This window comes from Corynebacterium sp. MSK074, assembly GCF_030229735.1.
GTDB lineage: Bacteria > Actinomycetota > Actinomycetes > Mycobacteriales > Mycobacteriaceae > Corynebacterium.
The window spans coordinates 1-17374 of sequence record NZ_JASPIX010000010.1 but is presented as its reverse complement, the minus strand read 5'-3'; the positions used below and the strand labels follow the sequence as shown (position 1 = coordinate 17374).

Below are 17374 nucleotides of genomic sequence, written 5' to 3'. Positions count from 1 at the left end.
TGTGGGCGGTTGCGTAAGCGCGCAATCTCTTGAGCAATCATTCGAGACCAGAAAAGAAGGCTGGGCTAGTGGCCAAAAAACGTGCGCAGGCAATGAAGTCACGCTTTAGAAGTCGCTTCTTGCCGCAGGTCGAGCTGTCCTCGCAGCCGGATCACGCGCTCATTGATGTCATTACGGTGCCGAGGGATGAAAATTCCAGCCCGTGGCGTCAGCTGGGCAAGCGTGTGCTGTGGGCTTTTGGCATCGTTGTCTTCGTGACCATCGTGGTCTATGTGGACGGCGGTGGGTATAGCGAGGACATGTCGTTATTGGACTCCGCCTACTATGCGGCGGTGTCGCTGACCACTGTGGGTTACGGCGATATCGTGCCCGTGTCCCCGCAGGCCAGGCTCATTAACTTAGTGCTTATTACCCCTGCCCGCCTGATCTTCCTTGTTTTATTGGTTGGCGCGACCTTGTCCGTGTTGACGGATAAGGCCCGCCGTACTTTCCAAATCCAGAACTGGAGAAAGCAATTGCGTAACCACACCGTCGTTATCGGTTATGGCACCAAGGGTGCCGGAGCCGTGGCCGCGCTGCTGGCCGATGATGTTCCGTCCTCCCAGATCGTGGTCATCGATACCAACCGTGCGTCCCTCGCTCACGCCGAGCACCACGGATTGGTCACCATCTTTGGTTCCGGCACCAAGCAGGACGTGCTAAAGATCGCTGGGGTAGAGCACGCCAGCTCCATCGTCGTTACCCCATCCACGGACGATACCGCGGTGCTGTGCTGCCTCTCCGTGCGAGAGCTTGCGCCCAAGGCCAAGATCGTGGCGTCGGTGCGCGAGTCCGAAAACCGTCACCTGTTGCTCCAATCCGGTGCAGATTCCGTGGTCACCTCCGCTGAGACGGCCGGCCGACTGCTAGGCCTGGCCACCGTCACCCCGACGGTGGTGGAGATGATGGAAGACCTGCTCTCACCCAACGAGGGTTTCTCCGTAGCCGAGCGCGCCGTGCGCGAATTCGAGGTGGGCTCCAACCCACGCCACCTGGCAGATATCGTGCTGGCTGTCCTACGCAATAACGAGCTGCACCGCGTGGATACCGCAGATGCCTCCGCGCTGAAGCCGGGTGATCGCCTGCTCTACATTAAGCATGAGATGGAACAGCCCATCGAGGTCATGGACGATGATGATGAGGATTAAATGTTCCTCCCAGTAACCCCTCACGGCCAGGTTCCGGTTACAGCAGTGGGGGAGCCGGTGCTGGTGGAGAAGGTTCCCGGGGGCGTCGGCAAGCACGCAGTAGTGGACCTAGGTACCCTGCAGGCGTGCGCGTATCCGGAAGACGGTGCTAGCGAACTGGGCCGGCTGGAAAGCGCAACGTTCTTTGCGGACCAGCCGGTGATTTTGCAAGCCATTGCGCTGATCCGCAACCGGCGCGAGCAGCGCTTTGATCCGCGCACCGGTCACAAGCTGGACTACCCAGCACCGGGAATCGTTGGGCGCGATCCTGTGGACGAGCGCCGGATGGTCTTCCCGCGCCTAGATCCTGCCGTCATCGGGCTTATTCGCCTCAGCGACACCGACCGGATTTTGCTGGCGCGCAATCGCCGCCGCAATAGCTTTTTCTCCCTGATCGCCGGCTACGTTGAGCCGGGCGAGACCGCGGAAGCAGCTTTTGAGCGCGAGGCCCTGGAAGAAACCGGGCGCAGGATGGATGATATTCGCTATTGGGGCTCGCAGGCGTGGCCACCGAGTGGCTCCCTTATGCTGGGCTTTTGTGCGCGCACGGCTGATGTCCACCCCACCTGCCATACTGATGGGGAATTGGAAGAAATCCGGTGGGTGGAGCGCGCCGAGCTGCCTGAGCTTAAGCTTCCACGTCCGGGTTCAATTGCACACACGATGATTATGGAGTGGTATCACGGTGACTAAGCCGGATTTGTCCCTGCTGGATGAAGATCAGCTGCGTGCGGCCACGGCGCCGCGCGGGCCCGTGTGCATCTTGGCCGGCGCGGGTACGGGCAAGACCCGCACTATTACCTATCGCATTGCCAACTTGGTGGACCAGGGTTTTGTGAGCCCGCAGCGCGTGCTTGCGGTGACCTTCACGGCGCGAGCGGCCGGAGAAATGCGCGACCGCCTGCGCACTATGGGCGTGGCCGGCGTGCAGGCGCAGACCTTCCACGCGGCGGCGCGCCGCCAGTTGAAGTATTTCTGGCCGCAGGTAGCAGGAGATCTGCCGTGGCAGCTGCTGGATAATAAATTCCCGCTAGTTGCCCGCGCGGTGCGCTCGGTGGGGCTGGATAATTCCAAAGACATGATTCGAGACGTCCTGGCGGAGATCGAGTGGGCTAAGTCCGCGCTGGTCAGCGCCGAGGATTATGAGTCCGTGATCGCCAATACGGACCGCAGTGCGCCGGCCGATCCGGCCAAGGTGGCAGAGGCCTTCCGCCGCTACGAGCAGTCCAAGGCCACGCCGGACATGATGCACTTGGACTTCGATGACCTGCTCATGCACATCGCAGGTGCCATCGAGAATGTGCCGGCGATTGCGGAGACCTTCCGTGAGCAGTACCGCACCTTTGTCGTCGATGAGTACCAGGATGTTACCCCGCTGCAGCAGCGGGTGCTCAACGCTTGGTTGGGCGAGCGCGATGACCTTACCGTGGTGGGCGATGCTAACCAGACCATTTATTCTTTCAACGGCGCCTCCCCGGACTATCTGCTTAATTTCTCGCGCACGTACCCGGATGGCACCGTGGTCAAGCTGCAGCGCGACTACCGCTCTACGCCGCAGGTAACGGACCTGGCCAACCGGGTCATTGGCAAGGCCACCGGCCGCGCAGCTGGCACGCGCTTGGAGCTGCAAGGCATGCGCGAGCCTGGGCCCGAGCCCACCTTTAAAGCCTATGAGTCCGAAGAGATTGAAGCCCAGGAGGTGGCCGGCCAGGTCCTCACGCTGCTGGATCAGGGCGTGCCGGCCTCCGAGATTGCCATCCTTTACCGCATCAATGCCCAGTCGGAGCAGTTTGAGCAGGCGCTTGCCGACGCCGGAGTGGTCTACCAAGTCCGCGGCGGCGAGGGCTTTTTCCGCCGCCCGGAAATCCTGGAGGCGATCCGCGTGCTCATCGCCGCGACCCGCCGCGAGGACCTGCCGGATGACCCAGTGGCGATTGCCCGCGCCGCGTTTGTCGAGCTAGGCTTGAGTTCCACCGAGCCGCAGGGCGCCCAGGCCCGCGAGCGCTGGCAGTCCCTCAACGCACTGGTTGGGCTCATTGAAAAGATTGTGGAATCCACTCCTGGCATCGATCTCAACGGGGTGCTGGGGGAGTTGCGCCGGCGCTCTACCGATAAGCAGGCCCCAGCCATGGAAGGCGTTACGCTGGCTACCGTGCACGCCGCCAAGGGCTTGGAATGGGACGCTGTATTCCTCGTGGGGCTAACGGAAAAGCTTATGCCCATCAACCATGCCATCAAGGCTGGCGACGAACAGGTGGAAGAGGAGCGCCGCCTTTTCTACGTGGGTATTACCCGCGCCCGTGAGCACCTCGCACTGTCATGGGCGCTGGCGAAGACTACCGGCTCGCGGGCTTCGCGCGAGCGCACGCGCTTCCTCGATGGCATCGTTCCGGCGGCCGAAGATGCCTCCGGCGGTGGGTCTCGCTCACGCCGCCCGAAGCGCTGCCGCGTGTGCTCTGGTCCGCTGGGAACACCGGCGGAAAAGGTCATAGGCCGCCATGAAGATTGTGAAGGCGGCGGCGATGAAGAGGTCTTTGCCGCCTTACGCTCGTGGCGGTCCCAGATTGCGCGCCAGGAAAAGGTTCCGGCCTATGTCATCTTTTCCGATGCCACCCTGCAGGCGATTTCGGAGGAACTGCCCTCCGATGAGGCAGAGATGCTCTCCATTTCTGGCGTAGGCCCTAGCAAGCTGGAGCGCTACGGCGCCCAAGTACTAGAGGTTATTCGTTCGGTTCGCAGCTAGCCAGGTTGGTCTTGCCGCCGAAGCACACCGGGCAGCGTGGATGCGCAATGACGGTGCGCTGCTGATGGTGTCCGTAGACATCGACCTCCCACTGCTGTCCGGGGCGCGGCTTTGTGGTCGGTGCGCCTGGCGGCAGCGGCCGCCCCATCAGTCGTCTTATAGTCACCTGCGTGTGCGCCGAGACCGCATCGAGCACCACGGCTTCTGGAGTGCGGCGCACGTGGGTGAGCTGGGTGCTGATGATATTCCACAGTGGGTCCATATCCACGCGGGCCAAGTGCGCACACAACGGGCACGGTCCTTGGCCCCGCAGCCGTACAGGCCCGATGACGCCACGATTGTCCAGCAAAGACACCGGAATCCACGTAGTGTCTGTGCCCGCGAGTGCATTCGCACAATCCAGTGGGCAGTGCAGCTGGTCCACAGCAAGTACTGGATACATGCCGTCGAGGTCGTGGATATAGGAAAAGACATTGTCTTCCTCCAACGGGATGCGGACCTGGAAGCCATCCGTCTCAAGGCGCGCGCGGAGCCTCTCCGCCAAGGCGGATCCTCCCATGAGGACAATGGCGTCTGCCTTGGCATCGGCCTCGTTGTGTGGCCAGAGGATGCCGTAGTCCAGCGCGTCTTCAATGAGGCTCAGCGCCGCCGCCTTCTCAAGCCCTGCAGCACGCAGTCGTTCAGATAAGTCCTCCGGGGACACTGGTTCGCGAGCGGTGTTGAAAGCCGTCGCGACGGTGAGCGCGCTTCCAGTTTCCGCAACCCCAACGCGGGTGGCATCCATGCCAAATTGGATCACCGTTTCCTCGCGGCACAACACGGCGCTGCCTGGCGCCAAGACCACTTGGGTGGCAGAAATCCCCACGCTTTTAACCCCTTCCCCCGAAGTATGTGGTCTCCATTGCACCACAGGTACAATCACCTGTCATGTCGAGCACGCAGCCCACCGCACCGCAGCCCCCAGAGGTCAAAGTCATTCGCTCTGCCAAGCGGAAGAAAACCGTGCAGGCGCGCATGGTATCCGGGGTGCTCGAGGTACGCATTCCCGCGTGGATGTCCGTGCGGGATGAGCGCGATGCCGTCGCAGACATGTTGGCGCGGGTGGAGAAGAAACAGGGCAGTGGCCGCCGCACAGACGCCCAGCTCGAAGAACGTGCGCGGCGGCTCAACGCGGCGTATTTAGATGGTCGTGCAACCATCGGCTCTATTCGGTGGGTGAGCAACCAAAATACGCGGTGGGGTAGCTGTACTACCTCCACCGCGGATATTCGGCTCAGTGACCGGCTGCAACACGTGCCGGATTATGTGCTGGATTCAGTGATCATTCACGAGCTCACCCACACCTTCATCCCGCGCCATGGGCGGGATTTTTGGCAGTGGGCGGACAGGGCGCCCCACGCTGAGCGGGCGAAGGGCTATCTTGAGGCCTATCAGCGCTGGGGCTGCTAGTTCTCTCCGTCCTCGTTGCCCTTGTCCTTCTCGTCGTCTTTGCCTTCCGGCTTCTCGGAATCCGTGGACTCGTCGCCCTGCACGGCAGAGGAATCCTCGCCGTTCTTCAGCATTTCCTCCAGCTTGGCAAACTCTTCTTCGAAGCCCTCATCCGGGCCTTCGTCCAGCAGGGAGTCGATGAAGGCGGCCGGGTTATCGAGGTGCTCCGCAGTGGGCAGGAAGTCCGGGTGATCCCAAGCCTTATCGCGCTTTTCTGCGCCCACGGCCACGGTGGCGCGGCGCCATAGCTCTGCGGCCTCAGAGACCTTAGGGGCATTGAGCTCGATGCCAACCACCTTGCTGAAGGCATTCTCGGCGGAACCGCCGGTGCTGCGGCGGTGTGCCCAAGCCTGGGTGAGCTTCGAGGTCGACGGGATGCGCTCGCCCAGTGCCTCAGTAACCACGTGCTCGGCCCAGCCTTCCACCAAGGCCAATAGGGTCTCGAGGCGGGATGCGGCCGCAGTGTTCTTGGAGGTAATGCGCGGGGAGAGGTCCATGCCCTGCAACTTGCTCATCGCATCCTGGATTGCCTGTGGATCGCCGGACTCGAGGTTGAGTTCGCGGGTGACTTCCTCCAGGTGGGAGGTATCAATAACCAGGCCGATGGCATATTCCTCTACAGAGGAGACGATGCGCTCTACCAGCCAGGGCACGTGCTTAAACAGTCGCTGGCGGGCAGCCTCGCGTGCGGCAATATAAACCAGCACCTCCTGGCCAGGAACATTAAGCTCGCGGGCGACCTTCTGGATGGTCTGTGGCAACAGTGCCACGGTATTGGCTGGGGCGATGGGCAGGCCGAAATCGGAACCGGTCAGCGCCTGGGAGGCCAAATCTCCCAAGGCGTGGCCGAGCTGCATGCCAAAATTCATGCCAGACATCTGGTTCATCATCTTGGTCATGGGGCCCATCATCTCGCGCGCTTGTTCCGGCATGGAATCCAGCTGAGCATCATTCATGTGCTCGGCCACCGGGGTGACCATGCGCTGCCACGCCGGCATGGTCTCTTCCAACCACTGCTTGGAATCCCAGGCCTTGGCCGTGCCGGAGGCGGTGGGCAAATAGGTGGCGTCATCAAGCCAGAGCTCCGCCAAGCGGACGGATTCCTCTACAGCCTTGGTATCGTCCGCGCTTACCGCCTTGGACTGCGAGATTTGCTGCAGGGCGATGCGCTTAGCCATGTCGTAATTGACTGGGCCGGAGTTTTCCGGCGAGTTCATGGAAGAGCCCATGCCGGACAGCATCTGACCGAACTGGTTCAGCATGTCACCGAGGCCGCCACCATTAGCGCCGCCGAATGCGCCGAACGGGTTCTGGTCACGACGTCCGTCATTATCGTCGTCATCGTTATTGGGGAAAGAAAAACCGAATCCGTTGCTCATGCGTCCTAATCTACCGGCACCATCCGGCTACTTTCCATGATCCCCGCTACGCTGACAGCGAACACTACGGCAAAGGTTGTAGGGTATTGATCCGTGAATTCTCCTGCTAGCCGTCGCGTCCGCACCATCGCCTGGGGTGCCATCCCCGTCGTCCTCACCGGTGCGTTGGTATCGCTTGACCATATCCCCGGCACCGATGTGTCTTTGACCGTGCCTTATGCCGCTGAGGGGCCCGGTCCCACGGTGGACACGTTGGGGGAGGTCGACGGCACCCAGGTCGTTGATGTTCAGGCACCGAAAACCTATGACACCGACGGCCACCTCAACATGACCACGGTCTCTGTGCGCACCAATATGACCCTGGCGCAGGCGCTGGGCCGCTGGATGATGACCGATGACACCATCGTGCCCATCGATACCGTCATTCCGCAGAACATGAGCGATAAAGAGGTAGAAGAGTCCAATAAGCAGGCCTTTACCCAATCCGAGTCTGCCGCGACCGTCGCCGCAATGGATTACCTCCACCTACCGGTGAAGATCACCATCGCGGAAGTTTTGGATGAGGGCGCGGCGCAGGGCACGCTGAAAAAGGACGATGTCATTACCGCAGTAGACGGCAAGGAGGTCTCGGAGCCAGGCGACGTCCAAGACGTCATCAAGAAGAAAAGCCCTGGCGATAAGGCCACGCTGACCGTCCAGCGTGGCGGCAAGAAGCAAGAAGAAGAAATAGAGCTAGGGGAAAACCCTCAGCAGAAGGGGCAGGCAATGCTGGGCATCGCCATGCTCTCGGTCCCGCAAGACGATATTAAGGTCAAATACAACCTGCAGGATATTGGTGGGCCCTCCGCCGGCATGATGTTTACTCTGGCGGTCATCGATAAGCTCAACGAGGAAGATCTCACCGGCGGCAAGTTCGTGGCCGGTACGGGCACAATTCAGGAAGACGGCGAGGTAGGCCCCATTGGCGGCATCCAACATAAAATAGCCGCGGCGCACGAGGCGGGTGCGGAGCTCTTCCTCGCGCCGAAGGATAATTGCTCCGAGGCCGCCGCGAGCGATCACGGCGATATGCCCATCGCGGCAGTTTCCACCTTGGAAGAGGCAGTGTCCACAATGAAGGACTTCGCGGACGGCAAGGACATTAAAACCTGCCAGTAGCCGGCCTACTTAGCGAGGCCCAGCTCCTTGATCTTCTCTTCCGGGTCTTCCTGGTCGGAGGAGATCATCTGTTGCATGACCATGCCTTCTTTATTGTCCACTACGGTAATGACCGCGGTGGTTCCCAAGGTGGACCAGCCTACGACGCGGTCGCCGTCATCCTCAATGACCTGCGAGCTGCGCAGCTCGGTAAGCACCTGCGTGGTTTGCTTCGCCTTGGAGTGCGAGCGGAAGAACTGGAACTGGCCTACCTCTGGCCCAGAGCAGTTATAGGAATCGTCCCCGCCCGTGGAATCGCAGCGGTCAAAGAGGGCGAAAAGCTCCTTGGGCGCTACCGGAGCAAAGATGTCATAGGCCTTGGCCACAGACTTTTCCAACTTTTCGGTTCCGGGCTCCTTGCTTGCCGACGCCCCCTCCGACGCCTCCGAGCTTTCCGCCGCGCTCGATTCAGCGCTGGACTCAATGGTGGAGGAGCTAGAGACGGTGCTGGTTTCCTCAGCGGTATCCGCCGCAGGGGCGGTGGTCTCGGCGCCGGCGGCGGTGGTCTCCACGGGGGCGTCGGCAGGCGCGGCATCGTCCGAGGAACAAGCGGCAGTGCTCACGCCTACACCCAGCAGAAGCGCTGCTGCGGTGGCGCGGGTGGCGGTCAGGCGAGTGAGAGTAAGGCGTCGCACGGTAGGAAAATGCTCCTTAGTCGCAGGCGAGAATTGTCACTTCAGTCTAATCTAGCTCATCCGGGTCTTGGTTCAGCCCATAGCGCAAGGCCGCAATAACCCCCGGAGCTACCTGGGGACCGCCACGCAGCTGGATGTCATCTTCCGCGAACGGTCCGGCCGCTTCCAGCTCTTCCTCGGTGGGGCGCAGCTGCAGCAACGTGGTTTCAATGCCTTCCTCGCGCAGCGCACCGGAATAAAGGCGCGCCGGGCGAGGGGAGGGGTCCTCGCTGGAGGTATCGCGGAACTTAATTTCTTGGGCCAAGATGACGCCGGCGACCTCCCGCGGCCAGGCCAGGCGGGAGACATAATCGGCCAGCTGCTCAGAACCGGGCTCAATGTTTTCGGGCACATTATCTTGCACGATAAGGGTAAGCGGCGCGGCATCCTCTTCATCGAGCGCGGCAAGCTGATCGGCTACCAAGTGGGTGGGAACCAGCGCGAAGATGGTGGGCCGAGCGTCCCAGCCTTCGGCGTGGACGAATTCCACGGCTTCGGTCATCGCGCGGTTTAAAGCTGGCTGTGATAATTCGGGGGAACTCATGAACATCCTTATTCGTTATCTGTGTATTGCTTCCTTAAGCTGGAAGAAGTTTACAGGTTTTAAATTCGCACTATTTGATTGGAGCTGGCGTTGTCCTTAGGGTCATCCACACCAGCCGCCCCGTTGAAGCGGCCCCCAAGGGTCGCGACAATCATTGCGGCCATCATTGCCGTCCTCTTGTTCTTCGGCCCCATGCTCGTGGGCATGTACACGGATTGGAGGTGGTTTGGTGCAATTGAATACCGGAACGTCTTCACCACCGCGATTATTGCGCGGATAGTCCTCTTTATCATCTTTGGTCTTGTTGCCGCTGCAGTGGTGTGGGCCGCCGGCTACTTTGCCTGGCGCGGGCGCCCGGATTCGCTCGACCTGGGAGACCTGAACTCGCCGGTGTATCAGTACCGCAAGTCCATTGAGAAGTCCATGGGCGTCTTCTTCAAGGGCATCCCCGCCGTCGTGGGCGTCATCGCCGGTTTCATCGGCCAGTCCAATTGGCGCACGGTACTGCTCTTCCTCAACGGCCAGGAATTCGGCGAACAAGACGCCCAGTTCCACCACGACCTAGGTTTTTATGCCTTCACGTTGCCAGTTCTAAAGATGGTGGTTAGCACCCTGTCCATCTTGTTGATCCTGGCCTTCCTCATCGCGCTTTTCGGCCACTACGTGCTGGGCGGCATCCGCATTGGCAATAAGGCCGCCGGTGTGCGCGGCTCCATCTCCCGCCCTGCTCGCCTGCAGCTGGCGATTACCGCCGGCCTGTGGATGGTAGTCCAAGTCATCGGCTACTGGCTGGAGCGCTATGAGCTGCTAAATACCCAGCACGACCTCTTTACCGGTGGTTCCTATACCGATATTCACGCCTACCTGCCGGCAAAGATCATCTTGATGATCATTGGCGTCTTTGTGGCCGTGGCCCTGTTTATGGCCGTTGTCATCAAGGACCTGCGCATCCCCGGACTGGCCGTGGTGCTGATGCTGCTGTCCTCGCTGGTCATTGGCCAGGCATGGCCGCTGCTGATGGAACGCTTTTCCGTCCAGCCCAACCGCCAGGCTAAGGAAGAAGAATCCATTGCTCGCAATATCGAGGCCACGCGCTATGCCTATGGGCTCACGGATGAACACGTCACCTATGAAGACAACTGGGGCGGGGATGATGTCTCCGATGACAAGGTGGCCTCTGATAACGCCACCATCAATAACCTCCGCCTGCTGGATCCGGAGATCCTTTCTCCTACCTTTACCCAGATGCAGCAGCTGAAGAACTTCTATGGCTTCCCAGAGACGTTGTCGATGGACCGCTACGAGATCGACGGCAAGGAGCGTGACTTCGTCGTCGCCGCTCGCGAGCTGGATCCGAACGAGCTGCGGGAGAATCAGTCGGACTGGATTAACCGCCACACCGTCTACACCCACGGCAACGGCTTCGTGGCAGCCCAGGCCAATAAGGTCGATGAGGTGGCCCGCGATGCAGGTTCTGCCCGCGGTGGTTTCCCCATCTTTACCGTGTCTGACCTACAGACTCAGGCCGGCGAGTCCGAGGGCGAAGGCGAGACCCAGGATGCAGAGAAGTCCCTTGGCATTAAGGTAGATCAGCCGCGCATCTACTACGGCCCGGTCATTGCCGGTGCGGCCGACGGAATGGACTACGCGATCACCGGCCAGACCGGCGATAACCCGGTCGAGTATGACACCGATAGCTCCACCTACACCTATGACGGCAAGGGTGGCGTTGACATTGGCAATATCTTTGACCGCACCATGTACGCCGCCAAGTACCGCGAGCTGAACTTCCTGCTTTCGGATCGCGTCGGCAGCGAGTCCAAGCTGCTGTATGACCGCGATCCGCGCGAACGCGTGGAAAAGGTTGCTCCGTGGCTGACCACCGATTCTGCTACCTACCCGGCAGTGGTTGATGGCCGCCTGAAGTGGATTGTGGATGGCTATACCACCTTGGAGTCCCTGCCTTACTCCCAGCGTGCCTCGCTTTCCGACGCCACCCAGGACACCCTCAACCCTGATGGCACCACCCAGCGCTTGGTCAATGACAAGGTCGGTTATATCCGCAACTCGGTCAAGGCCACCGTCGATGCCTATGACGGCACAGTGGACCTCTACGAGTTCGACAAGAATGACCCGGTGCTCAAGGCTTGGCAGGGCGTCTTCCCGGACGTCGTTAAGCCTGAGGCGGAGATCTCCGATGAGCTGCGCGAGCACTTCCGCTACCCGGAGGATATGTTCAAGGTGCAGCGTGACCTGTTGGCCCGCTATCACGTGGATGACCCGAACGTCTTCTTCAATAACGATGCTTTCTGGTCCGTGCCGAATGACCCCACTGCGGAGGAATCCCGCCAGCTTAATCAGCCGCCGTACTACGTAATGGCCGCAGATCCGAAGACCGGCAAGCCGACCTTCCAGCTGACCACGTCCTATCGTGGCCTCAACCGCGAGTTCTTGTCTGCGCACATGGCCGTATCCTCCGATCCGGAAAACTACGGCGATATCACCGTGCGAGTGCTGCCCACCAATACGCAGACCCAGGGCCCGAAGCAGGCCCAGGATGCGATGATGTCCTCCGACCAGGTCGCCCGCGACCGTACCCTGTGGGAGGGCACTAACGACCTGCACAATGGCAACCTGCTAGCCCTGCCAGTAGGTGGCGGCGAAATCCTGTACCTCGAGCCGATCTACTCGCAGCGCAAGGACCAGGCCTCTGCCTTCCCGAAGCTGTTGCGCGTGCTCGTGTCCTATAAGGGCCGCGTAGGCTACGCTCCGACTATTGGTGATGCGCTTGAACAAGTTGGAATCGACGCCAAGGCTGCCCAAAACATTGAGGAAGTCGAGGGCGATTCCGAGGACAAGGATGGCGCCAAGGACGACAAGAATAAGAAGGATGCCAAGGAGGACAAGCCTTCGGCCCCGGCCTCTGCGCCTTCCTCTTCCGACCAGGCCGGCGCCATCGATGACATCAACAAGGCTTTGAAGGGCCTTGAGGATGCACGCGATGGTTCCTTCGAGGAGTACGGACGCGCCCTAGATGAGCTCGATAAGGCTGTGGAGTCTTATCAGAAGACGGACAAGTAGTTCCGGCTTATAATCGCGATGGATTAGGCACCTGCCCAGCGGATTTGGGTAGGTGCCTTTCCCTATGTATAGTTACATGAGTCGCCAGGACAGAGCGAATACACTTTGTGTTAACGCACTGTTAAAGCGCAGATGATGGAAGTCATCTCGACGCGGGGTGGAGCAGCTCGGTAGCTCGCTGGGCTCATAACCCAGAGGTCGTAGGTTCGAATCCTGCCCCCGCTACCAACTTCCAGGCCCTGACCAGATTAAGTTCCGGTCAGGGCCTTTTCTTATGCGCCACCCTAGTGGGTGGGCTTAGGCCTTGGGCCTAAGCCGGTTTCCTGAGCGGGACGATGAGCGGGTCTCCAGTCTCTGGATCCTCGATGACCCGCGCCCGCAGATCAAAAGCGTCCTGCAGTAGCTCTGCGGTGATGATTTCTGCGGGTGCGCCGGAAGCTATGACCTGCCCCTCCTTCATAATCACGAGATAATCGGAGTAGCGCACCGCCAGGTTCAGATCGTGCAGCACCATTACCACCGTTCGGCCAAGCTCTTGGCGCAGGCTATCGACTAGTTCGAGGATGTCCACGGAGGTCGCGAGGTCAAGGTACGTCGTTGGCTCATCTAGGAAAAGGATGTCGGTGTTTTGCGCCAGCACCATAGAGATCCATACGCGCTGGCGCTGGCCGCCGGAAAGTTCATCCAACGTACGGCTGGCAAGATCCGCAGAACCGGTTTGCTTTAGGGCCTCGAAGACCGCGTCTTCGTCCGTGGAGGACCACTGGCGGAACCATGCCTGATGTGGGTGCCGCCCGCGGGCCACCAGATCGGAGACCAATAGCCCTTCTGGGGCCACGGGGGATTGGGGCAGCATGCCCAGTATGCGGGCGACGTCCTTGCGCTTCATGTCCGAGATATTCTGGCCATCCACGCTCACGGTTCCGGTATCAAGGTTGAGCAGGCCAGACATGGCGCGCAGCAAGGTTGATTTACCGCATCCGTTGGGCCCCACGATGGTGGTGATTTTGCCGGCTGGGAAAGTGGCGCTGAGATCCCGGATGATGGTGCGCTGGCCGTAGCCCACGGTGACCGAGGAAGCATCCACGCCACCGGCGGTATTCGGGTGGTCTGCGCTTGGCTGGGGGATGGGGGAGGTCATGCGTCTGTGCTCCTAGTGCGTTGAACGAGTAGGTAGATGAGGAAGACGCCGCCCAGTGCGGAGGTGACAATACCCACCGGAAGCTCCACCGGCAGGACAGCCTGGGTCACGATGTCCGCACCGAGCAGTAGCACTGCGCCGGTAAGAGCCGAGGCCGCAAGCGGTGGGCTGGGTACCCCGCACAGCCGTAGTGCTACTTGGGGTGCTACAAAGGCGATGAAACCGATGGGGCCGGCAGCAGAAACTGCTACTGCAGCTAGAGCTACGGCCAATGCCAACATCGCCACCTGCACGGCGTTGACGCGCTGGCCCAGCGCTCGGGCGAGGTCGGGCCCCAGAGTGGTGGCCAGTGCTTGGTAGGCGATCCAGGCCAGCAACGGGGCGCAGACAAGCACAAGGACAACCATGGGAATGGTGGTGCTCCACTCCGACTTGGCCAGGGATCCTGTGAGCCAGAACTGTGCTTGGCTTGCATCCCGCAGTTCCGCGCGGACCATGAGGAAATTGATGTAGGAACTCAGCAGCGCGGTGATGATAATGCCTACGAGCACGAGGCGGTAGGAATCAGCTTGGCGTCGCCAAGCCAATGCCCAGATCACCATGGCGCTAAGAATCGCACCCAGCAATGCGGCTAGGGGAATTCCGATTCCGGCAAGCCAGCCGGCGAATCCACTGCCGCCGGCGCCAAGGACGATGACCGTTACGGCCATGGCCGAGGCACCCGTAGTGATGCCGAGGATATCGGGGCTGGCCAGCGCGTTGCGGGTGACCGTTTGGGTGAGCGCACCGGAAAGCCCCAGCGCGCAGCCGACCGCGATGGCCGTGGCCACTCGGGGCATGCGCCACTCCAAGACCACGAGTTTTTCCACGCGGGATCCTTGCCCTTGGAAAATCACCTCTAGTACTCGGGGAACGGAAATAGGGTAGTCACCCAGCCCGATGGAAAGCGCGCCTAAAAAGACGGTGAGCGCCGCGGCGATGATGCATACCAGCACCACCCGTGGGCGCCAGAGGAACGAGATGGGCCCAGCCCGGAATGGTACCCCGCCCGGCATCTGCCACGAAGCGCTTTGTTTATCTTGTACGGCCTGCGCAGCCTTGTTTCGTCGCATCACAGCGTCATCACCTTCTTTCGGTAGATCAAGGCGATGAAGAACGGCGCGCCAACGAAGGCCAATACGATGCCCACTTGGAGCTCGCCGGGGCGCGCGATGAGGCGGCCCACTACGTCAGCACATAGCAACAGCGCCGCGCCGGCTAGCGCAGAGTACGGCAAAATCCACTTATAATCTGGGCCGGTAAGAGCCCGGACGATATGGGGCACTACCAGGCCAATGAAGCCTAGCGGGCCCGCTGCAGCCGTGGCCGCGCCAGCCAGCAAGGCGATGATGCCCATGCCGGCCAGCCTTGCGGCCGCGGTATTGATGCCGAGCCCTGCGGCCACGTCGTCGCCTAAGTTCAAAATATTCAACTGCGGGCCGGTAGCGAACGCCAGGATCAGTCCCACCACTATGAACGGCAGGATTCCTAGCGCGATGTTCATATCCCGGCCGGCGAGGGAGCCGACGGTCCAAAAGCGCATCCGGTCCAGGTTATTCTCATTGGTGAGTACGAAGGCGCTGGTGATGGCGCTTAAGACCGCCGACAATGCGGCGCCGCCCAGCACTAAGGTCAAGGGATCGACGGCTGCCTTGCCTGCGGAGGCGAGGCCGAAGACCAGTGCCGTGGCAGCGATAGCGCCGAGGAAGGCTATCACCGCGGTGGCCCACGGGGCGGTGATGCCAAATAGCGCGAAGCTGACTACAACGCTTAGCGCCGCGCCGGAACTGACACCCAGGATTCCCGGATCCGCCAGGGGATTGCGGGTGTGGCCTTGGATTAGAGCACCGGCGACTCCCAGTGCCGCCCCCACGATTATGGCCAGGATGGTGCGCGGCAGCCGCAGCTCAGCTACCACGCGTTGGTTGGTGGAAACTTCGTCCTGGGCACCGCGTGCGGCCGGCAGTTCCCGCAGCGCGGCCCACACGTCCTCCGCAGGAATGGAGCGGGCGCCATACAGCAAACTGCAGATAGTGCCAACGAGGACCAGCAAGAGCAGAGCTCCTAGGCCCAGGAGGCGGGTAGTGCGCACACTCATGGCGTGGCCTCCAATCGCTGCTGCCGCTTGCCGATGCCCCCACTCCCAGCCAATAGTGCCCAGCGAGCACCGGCGCTGCGGCGGGTTGCCTTGGAGAGCTTCGGCTCACAGGTAGCGATGAGAATCCCTGAGCCGCGGGGTGGAGACAGGTACCTAGCTACTCCCGCTGGGCGGGGAGAGGAGCTGCGCCCGAGGCGTGGCTCAGGCAGTTGCTGGGTGTGATTGTCAATCATGGACAAGCATATTACCGTTTTCATGTAAGGTAAGCCTTCATTTAATTAAAAGACTGTAAAAGTGAAGGGCTGCAAGTCATCGCAACTGGCCCTAGGCGCCCACTATTTAGGTGAAACTCTATGCGGCACCTTTTGTAGTGCCTGTCTCAAAGTTGAGTGTGCTGCATGTGCATCGCATAGGCGGTGCCTGGAAATCTTTTGGTGACCAGCGTAACATTGATTATTTAGGCAAGCCTAAGTTATCCTTTTAACGTGCGAGAATATGTCATTGTCTCCAACGATTGGGGAACTTGGTTGCCCCCCCCATTTGGGTATAACCAACCAAATATTCTGACCTTTCCCCATTCGTGAACGGGCTAGGCCTTGCGCTGAGATCCGTCACCAGTAATAACGGAGAAAAATGACATTCAAGAAAATTCTTGTCGGTACTGCTACTGTGTTGGCTCTGGGCACCGCGGTGACGGCGTGTTCGACTGATGACCAATCCGAAAACTCTGCAGACTCCCAGGCGGTCAACGCCGAGCAAGGTGCATTCCCCACCACCATCGAGCATCGCTATGGTTCCACCGAAATCAAGGAAGTCCCGCAGCGCGTGGTCTCCCTAGGGTATACGGATCAGGACGCGCTGCTGGCGCTCGGAATCACGCCGGTTTCCGTGAAGTATTGGGATAGCATGACCCCAGACGGGCAGGCTGCGGGCAACTGGTCTAACGACAAGATCGAGGGCGATACTCCTCGAATCGACAAAGACACAGAGGTCAATGCGGAAGCTATCGCTAAGGACAAGCCAGATCTCATCGTTGCCGTGTACTCGGATATTGATGAAAATACATACAAGAAGCTGTCCGATATCGCCCCTGTCGTTGTGCAAAAGGGTGAATATAAAGAACTGCAGCAGCCATGGGACGTGACTACGGAAGAGATTGGACAAGCCGTAGGCAAGCCTAAAGAGGCAAAACATCAGGTGGAGCAGGTTAAAGCGAAGTTTGCAGACCTAAAGGACCGTCACCCAGAGTGGGCCGAGAAGGAACTCGGTGTGGCCACCGTCTCTGCCGACAGCCTGGCCGTCTTTGCTGAAGAAGATCCGCGCAGCCGCTTCTTTACCGAGCTGGGGTTCAAGATCAACCCCGCCTACGCGGCAATCACCAAGGATAAATTCTACGGCGAGGTCTCCAAGGAGAACGCTGATCAGGTTGATTCTGACGTACTGGTGTGGGATCAGTTGTCCTACGCTCCGACGCAGGACAAGGCTTCTGTTACCGAGGATCCAATCGTGAGCAAGCTACCCGCTGTGAAGGATGGGCACAGTGTCTACTTGGAAGGCGACCTAGAAAAAGCCTTTGGATGGCAAACAGTGCTGAGTCTGGACTACCTGCTGGATAAGATCGAGCAGCCGTTGGCGGACGCCACGAAGTAAAAGGACTCAATCGCTGAACCGTCCCCCGCGTGAATGTGTGAACTGCCCCCCGAAAGTTGGACTGGTTTAATTCTAGGCGGTTAGGGCTTCAAGGGTCTGATTTCGATATTGCAT

General features: G+C 60.3%; 15 protein-coding genes and 1 tRNA gene. 8 read left to right on the top strand and 8 right to left on the bottom strand.

The features are described 5' to 3' along the window. The first annotated feature begins 68 nt into the window (after positions 1 to 68). Genes QP965_RS08815 through QP965_RS08805 form a run of 3 tightly spaced genes read left to right on the top strand, consistent with a single transcriptional unit; the run spans position 69 to position 3969 of the window. Complete coding sequence (locus QP965_RS08815) at positions 69 to 1187, top strand: potassium channel family protein (RefSeq protein ID WP_431832410.1); 1119 nt, start codon at positions 69 to 71, stop codon at positions 1185 to 1187. Further along, positions 1188 to 1919 (top strand): NAD(+) diphosphatase, encoded by a 732-nt coding sequence (locus tag QP965_RS08810; protein ID WP_284844714.1) that lies wholly within the window; start codon positions 1188 to 1190, stop codon positions 1917 to 1919. Then, a complete protein-coding gene (locus QP965_RS08805) occupies positions 1912 to 3969 on the top strand; it encodes an ATP-dependent DNA helicase UvrD2 (RefSeq protein WP_284844715.1) in 2058 nt (685 codons plus the stop codon). Before QP965_RS08810 ends, QP965_RS08805 begins: the two co-directional genes overlap by 8 nt. On the opposite strand, the gene QP965_RS08800 is transcribed toward QP965_RS08805, so the two are convergent. Continuing rightward, a complete protein-coding gene (locus tag QP965_RS08800; protein WP_284844716.1) occupies positions 3947 to 4834 on the bottom strand; it encodes a hypothetical protein in 888 nt (295 codons plus the stop codon). The genes QP965_RS08805 and QP965_RS08800 overlap by 23 nt on opposite strands. A 62-nt stretch (positions 4835 to 4896) precedes the next feature. On the opposite strand from QP965_RS08800, the gene QP965_RS08795 reads away from it, so the two are divergent. Then, entirely contained in the window at positions 4897 to 5418 is a 522-nt protein-coding gene (locus tag QP965_RS08795) for a M48 metallopeptidase family protein (RefSeq protein ID WP_150851870.1), read from the top strand. Here the strand turns inward: QP965_RS08795 and QP965_RS08790 are convergent. Next, the gene (locus tag QP965_RS08790; protein WP_225745799.1) at positions 5415 to 6836 is read right to left on the bottom strand and encodes a zinc-dependent metalloprotease; all 1422 of its coding nucleotides are present in this window, start codon (positions 6834 to 6836) and stop codon (positions 5415 to 5417) included. The two genes, QP965_RS08795 and QP965_RS08790, sit on opposite strands and share 4 nt — an antisense overlap. A 93-nt stretch (positions 6837 to 6929) precedes the next feature. Here QP965_RS08790 and QP965_RS08785 point away from each other — a divergent pair, with 93 nt between their 5' ends. Then, entirely contained in the window at positions 6930 to 7994 is a 1065-nt protein-coding gene (locus tag QP965_RS08785) for a YlbL family protein (RefSeq protein WP_284844717.1), read from the top strand. A 5-nt stretch (positions 7995 to 7999) separates the two neighbouring features. Here the strand turns inward: QP965_RS08785 and QP965_RS08780 are convergent, their stop codons facing one another. Further along, entirely contained in the window at positions 8000 to 8668 is a 669-nt protein-coding gene (locus QP965_RS08780) for a beta-N-acetylglucosaminidase (protein WP_284844718.1), read from the bottom strand. A 46-nt stretch (positions 8669 to 8714) separates the two neighbouring features. Then, positions 8715 to 9251 (bottom strand): PPA1309 family protein, encoded by a 537-nt coding sequence (locus tag QP965_RS08775; RefSeq protein WP_005322346.1) that lies wholly within the window; start codon positions 9249 to 9251, stop codon positions 8715 to 8717. A gap of 123 nt (positions 9252 to 9374) precedes the next feature. Here QP965_RS08775 and QP965_RS08770 point away from each other — a divergent pair, with 123 nt between their 5' ends. Both QP965_RS08770 and QP965_RS08765 read left to right on the top strand, forming a co-directional pair. Continuing rightward, complete coding sequence (locus tag QP965_RS08770; protein WP_284844719.1) at positions 9375 to 12332, top strand: UPF0182 family protein; 2958 nt, start codon at positions 9375 to 9377, stop codon at positions 12330 to 12332. 151 nt (positions 12333 to 12483) lie between these two features. Then, positions 12484 to 12560 (top strand) — tRNA-Met (locus QP965_RS08765). A gap of 82 nt (positions 12561 to 12642) precedes the next feature. Here QP965_RS08765 and QP965_RS08760 read toward each other — a convergent pair. Genes QP965_RS08760 through QP965_RS08745 form a run of 4 tightly spaced genes read right to left on the bottom strand, consistent with a single transcriptional unit; the run spans position 12643 to position 15843 of the window. Then, the gene (locus QP965_RS08760; RefSeq protein WP_225745795.1) at positions 12643 to 13473 is read right to left on the bottom strand and encodes an ABC transporter ATP-binding protein; all 831 of its coding nucleotides are present in this window, start codon (positions 13471 to 13473) and stop codon (positions 12643 to 12645) included. Continuing rightward, a complete protein-coding gene (locus tag QP965_RS08755) occupies positions 13470 to 14585 on the bottom strand; it encodes a FecCD family ABC transporter permease (protein WP_049156167.1) in 1116 nt (371 codons plus the stop codon). The genes QP965_RS08760 and QP965_RS08755 overlap by 4 nt, the downstream gene beginning before the upstream one ends. Next, positions 14585 to 15610 carry a FecCD family ABC transporter permease gene (locus QP965_RS08750; protein ID WP_049156169.1) on the bottom strand — a complete coding sequence of 342 codons (1026 nt, stop codon included), beginning with the start codon at positions 15608 to 15610 and terminating at the stop codon, positions 14585 to 14587. The genes QP965_RS08755 and QP965_RS08750 overlap by 1 nt, the downstream gene beginning before the upstream one ends. Continuing rightward, complete coding sequence (locus QP965_RS08745) at positions 15607 to 15843, bottom strand: hypothetical protein (protein WP_141745903.1); 237 nt, start codon at positions 15841 to 15843, stop codon at positions 15607 to 15609. Before QP965_RS08745 ends, QP965_RS08750 begins: the two co-directional genes overlap by 4 nt. 400 nt (positions 15844 to 16243) lie before the next feature. Here QP965_RS08745 and QP965_RS08740 point away from each other — a divergent pair, with 400 nt between their 5' ends. Beyond that, entirely contained in the window at positions 16244 to 17260 is a 1017-nt protein-coding gene (locus tag QP965_RS08740) for an iron-siderophore ABC transporter substrate-binding protein (protein WP_225745794.1), read from the top strand. Positions 17261 to 17374: the final 114 nt, after the last annotated feature.

Coding starts and splice junctions, on each gene's coding strand:
- QP965_RS08810 (WP_284844714.1), top strand. CDS start 1,188: ATGTTCCTCCCAGTAACCCCTCACGGCCAGGTTCCGGTTACAGCAGTG.
- QP965_RS08795 (WP_150851870.1), top strand. CDS start 4,897: ATGTCGAGCACGCAGCCCACCGCACCGCAGCCCCCAGAGGTCAAAGTC.
- QP965_RS08790 (WP_225745799.1), bottom strand. CDS start 6,836: ATGAGCAACGGATTCGGTTTTTCTTTCCCCAATAACGATGACGACGAT.
- QP965_RS08775 (WP_005322346.1), bottom strand. CDS start 9,251: ATGAGTTCCCCCGAATTATCACAGCCAGCTTTAAACCGCGCGATGACC.
- QP965_RS08760 (WP_225745795.1), bottom strand. CDS start 13,473: ATGACCTCCCCCATCCCCCAGCCAAGCGCAGACCACCCGAATACCGCC.
- QP965_RS08755 (WP_049156167.1), bottom strand. CDS start 14,585: ATGCGACGAAACAAGGCTGCGCAGGCCGTACAAGATAAACAAAGCGCT.
- QP965_RS08750 (WP_049156169.1), bottom strand. CDS start 15,610: ATGAGTGTGCGCACTACCCGCCTCCTGGGCCTAGGAGCTCTGCTCTTG.
- QP965_RS08745 (WP_141745903.1), bottom strand. CDS start 15,843: ATGATTGACAATCACACCCAGCAACTGCCTGAGCCACGCCTCGGGCGC.
- QP965_RS08740 (WP_225745794.1), top strand. CDS start 16,244: ATGACATTCAAGAAAATTCTTGTCGGTACTGCTACTGTGTTGGCTCTG.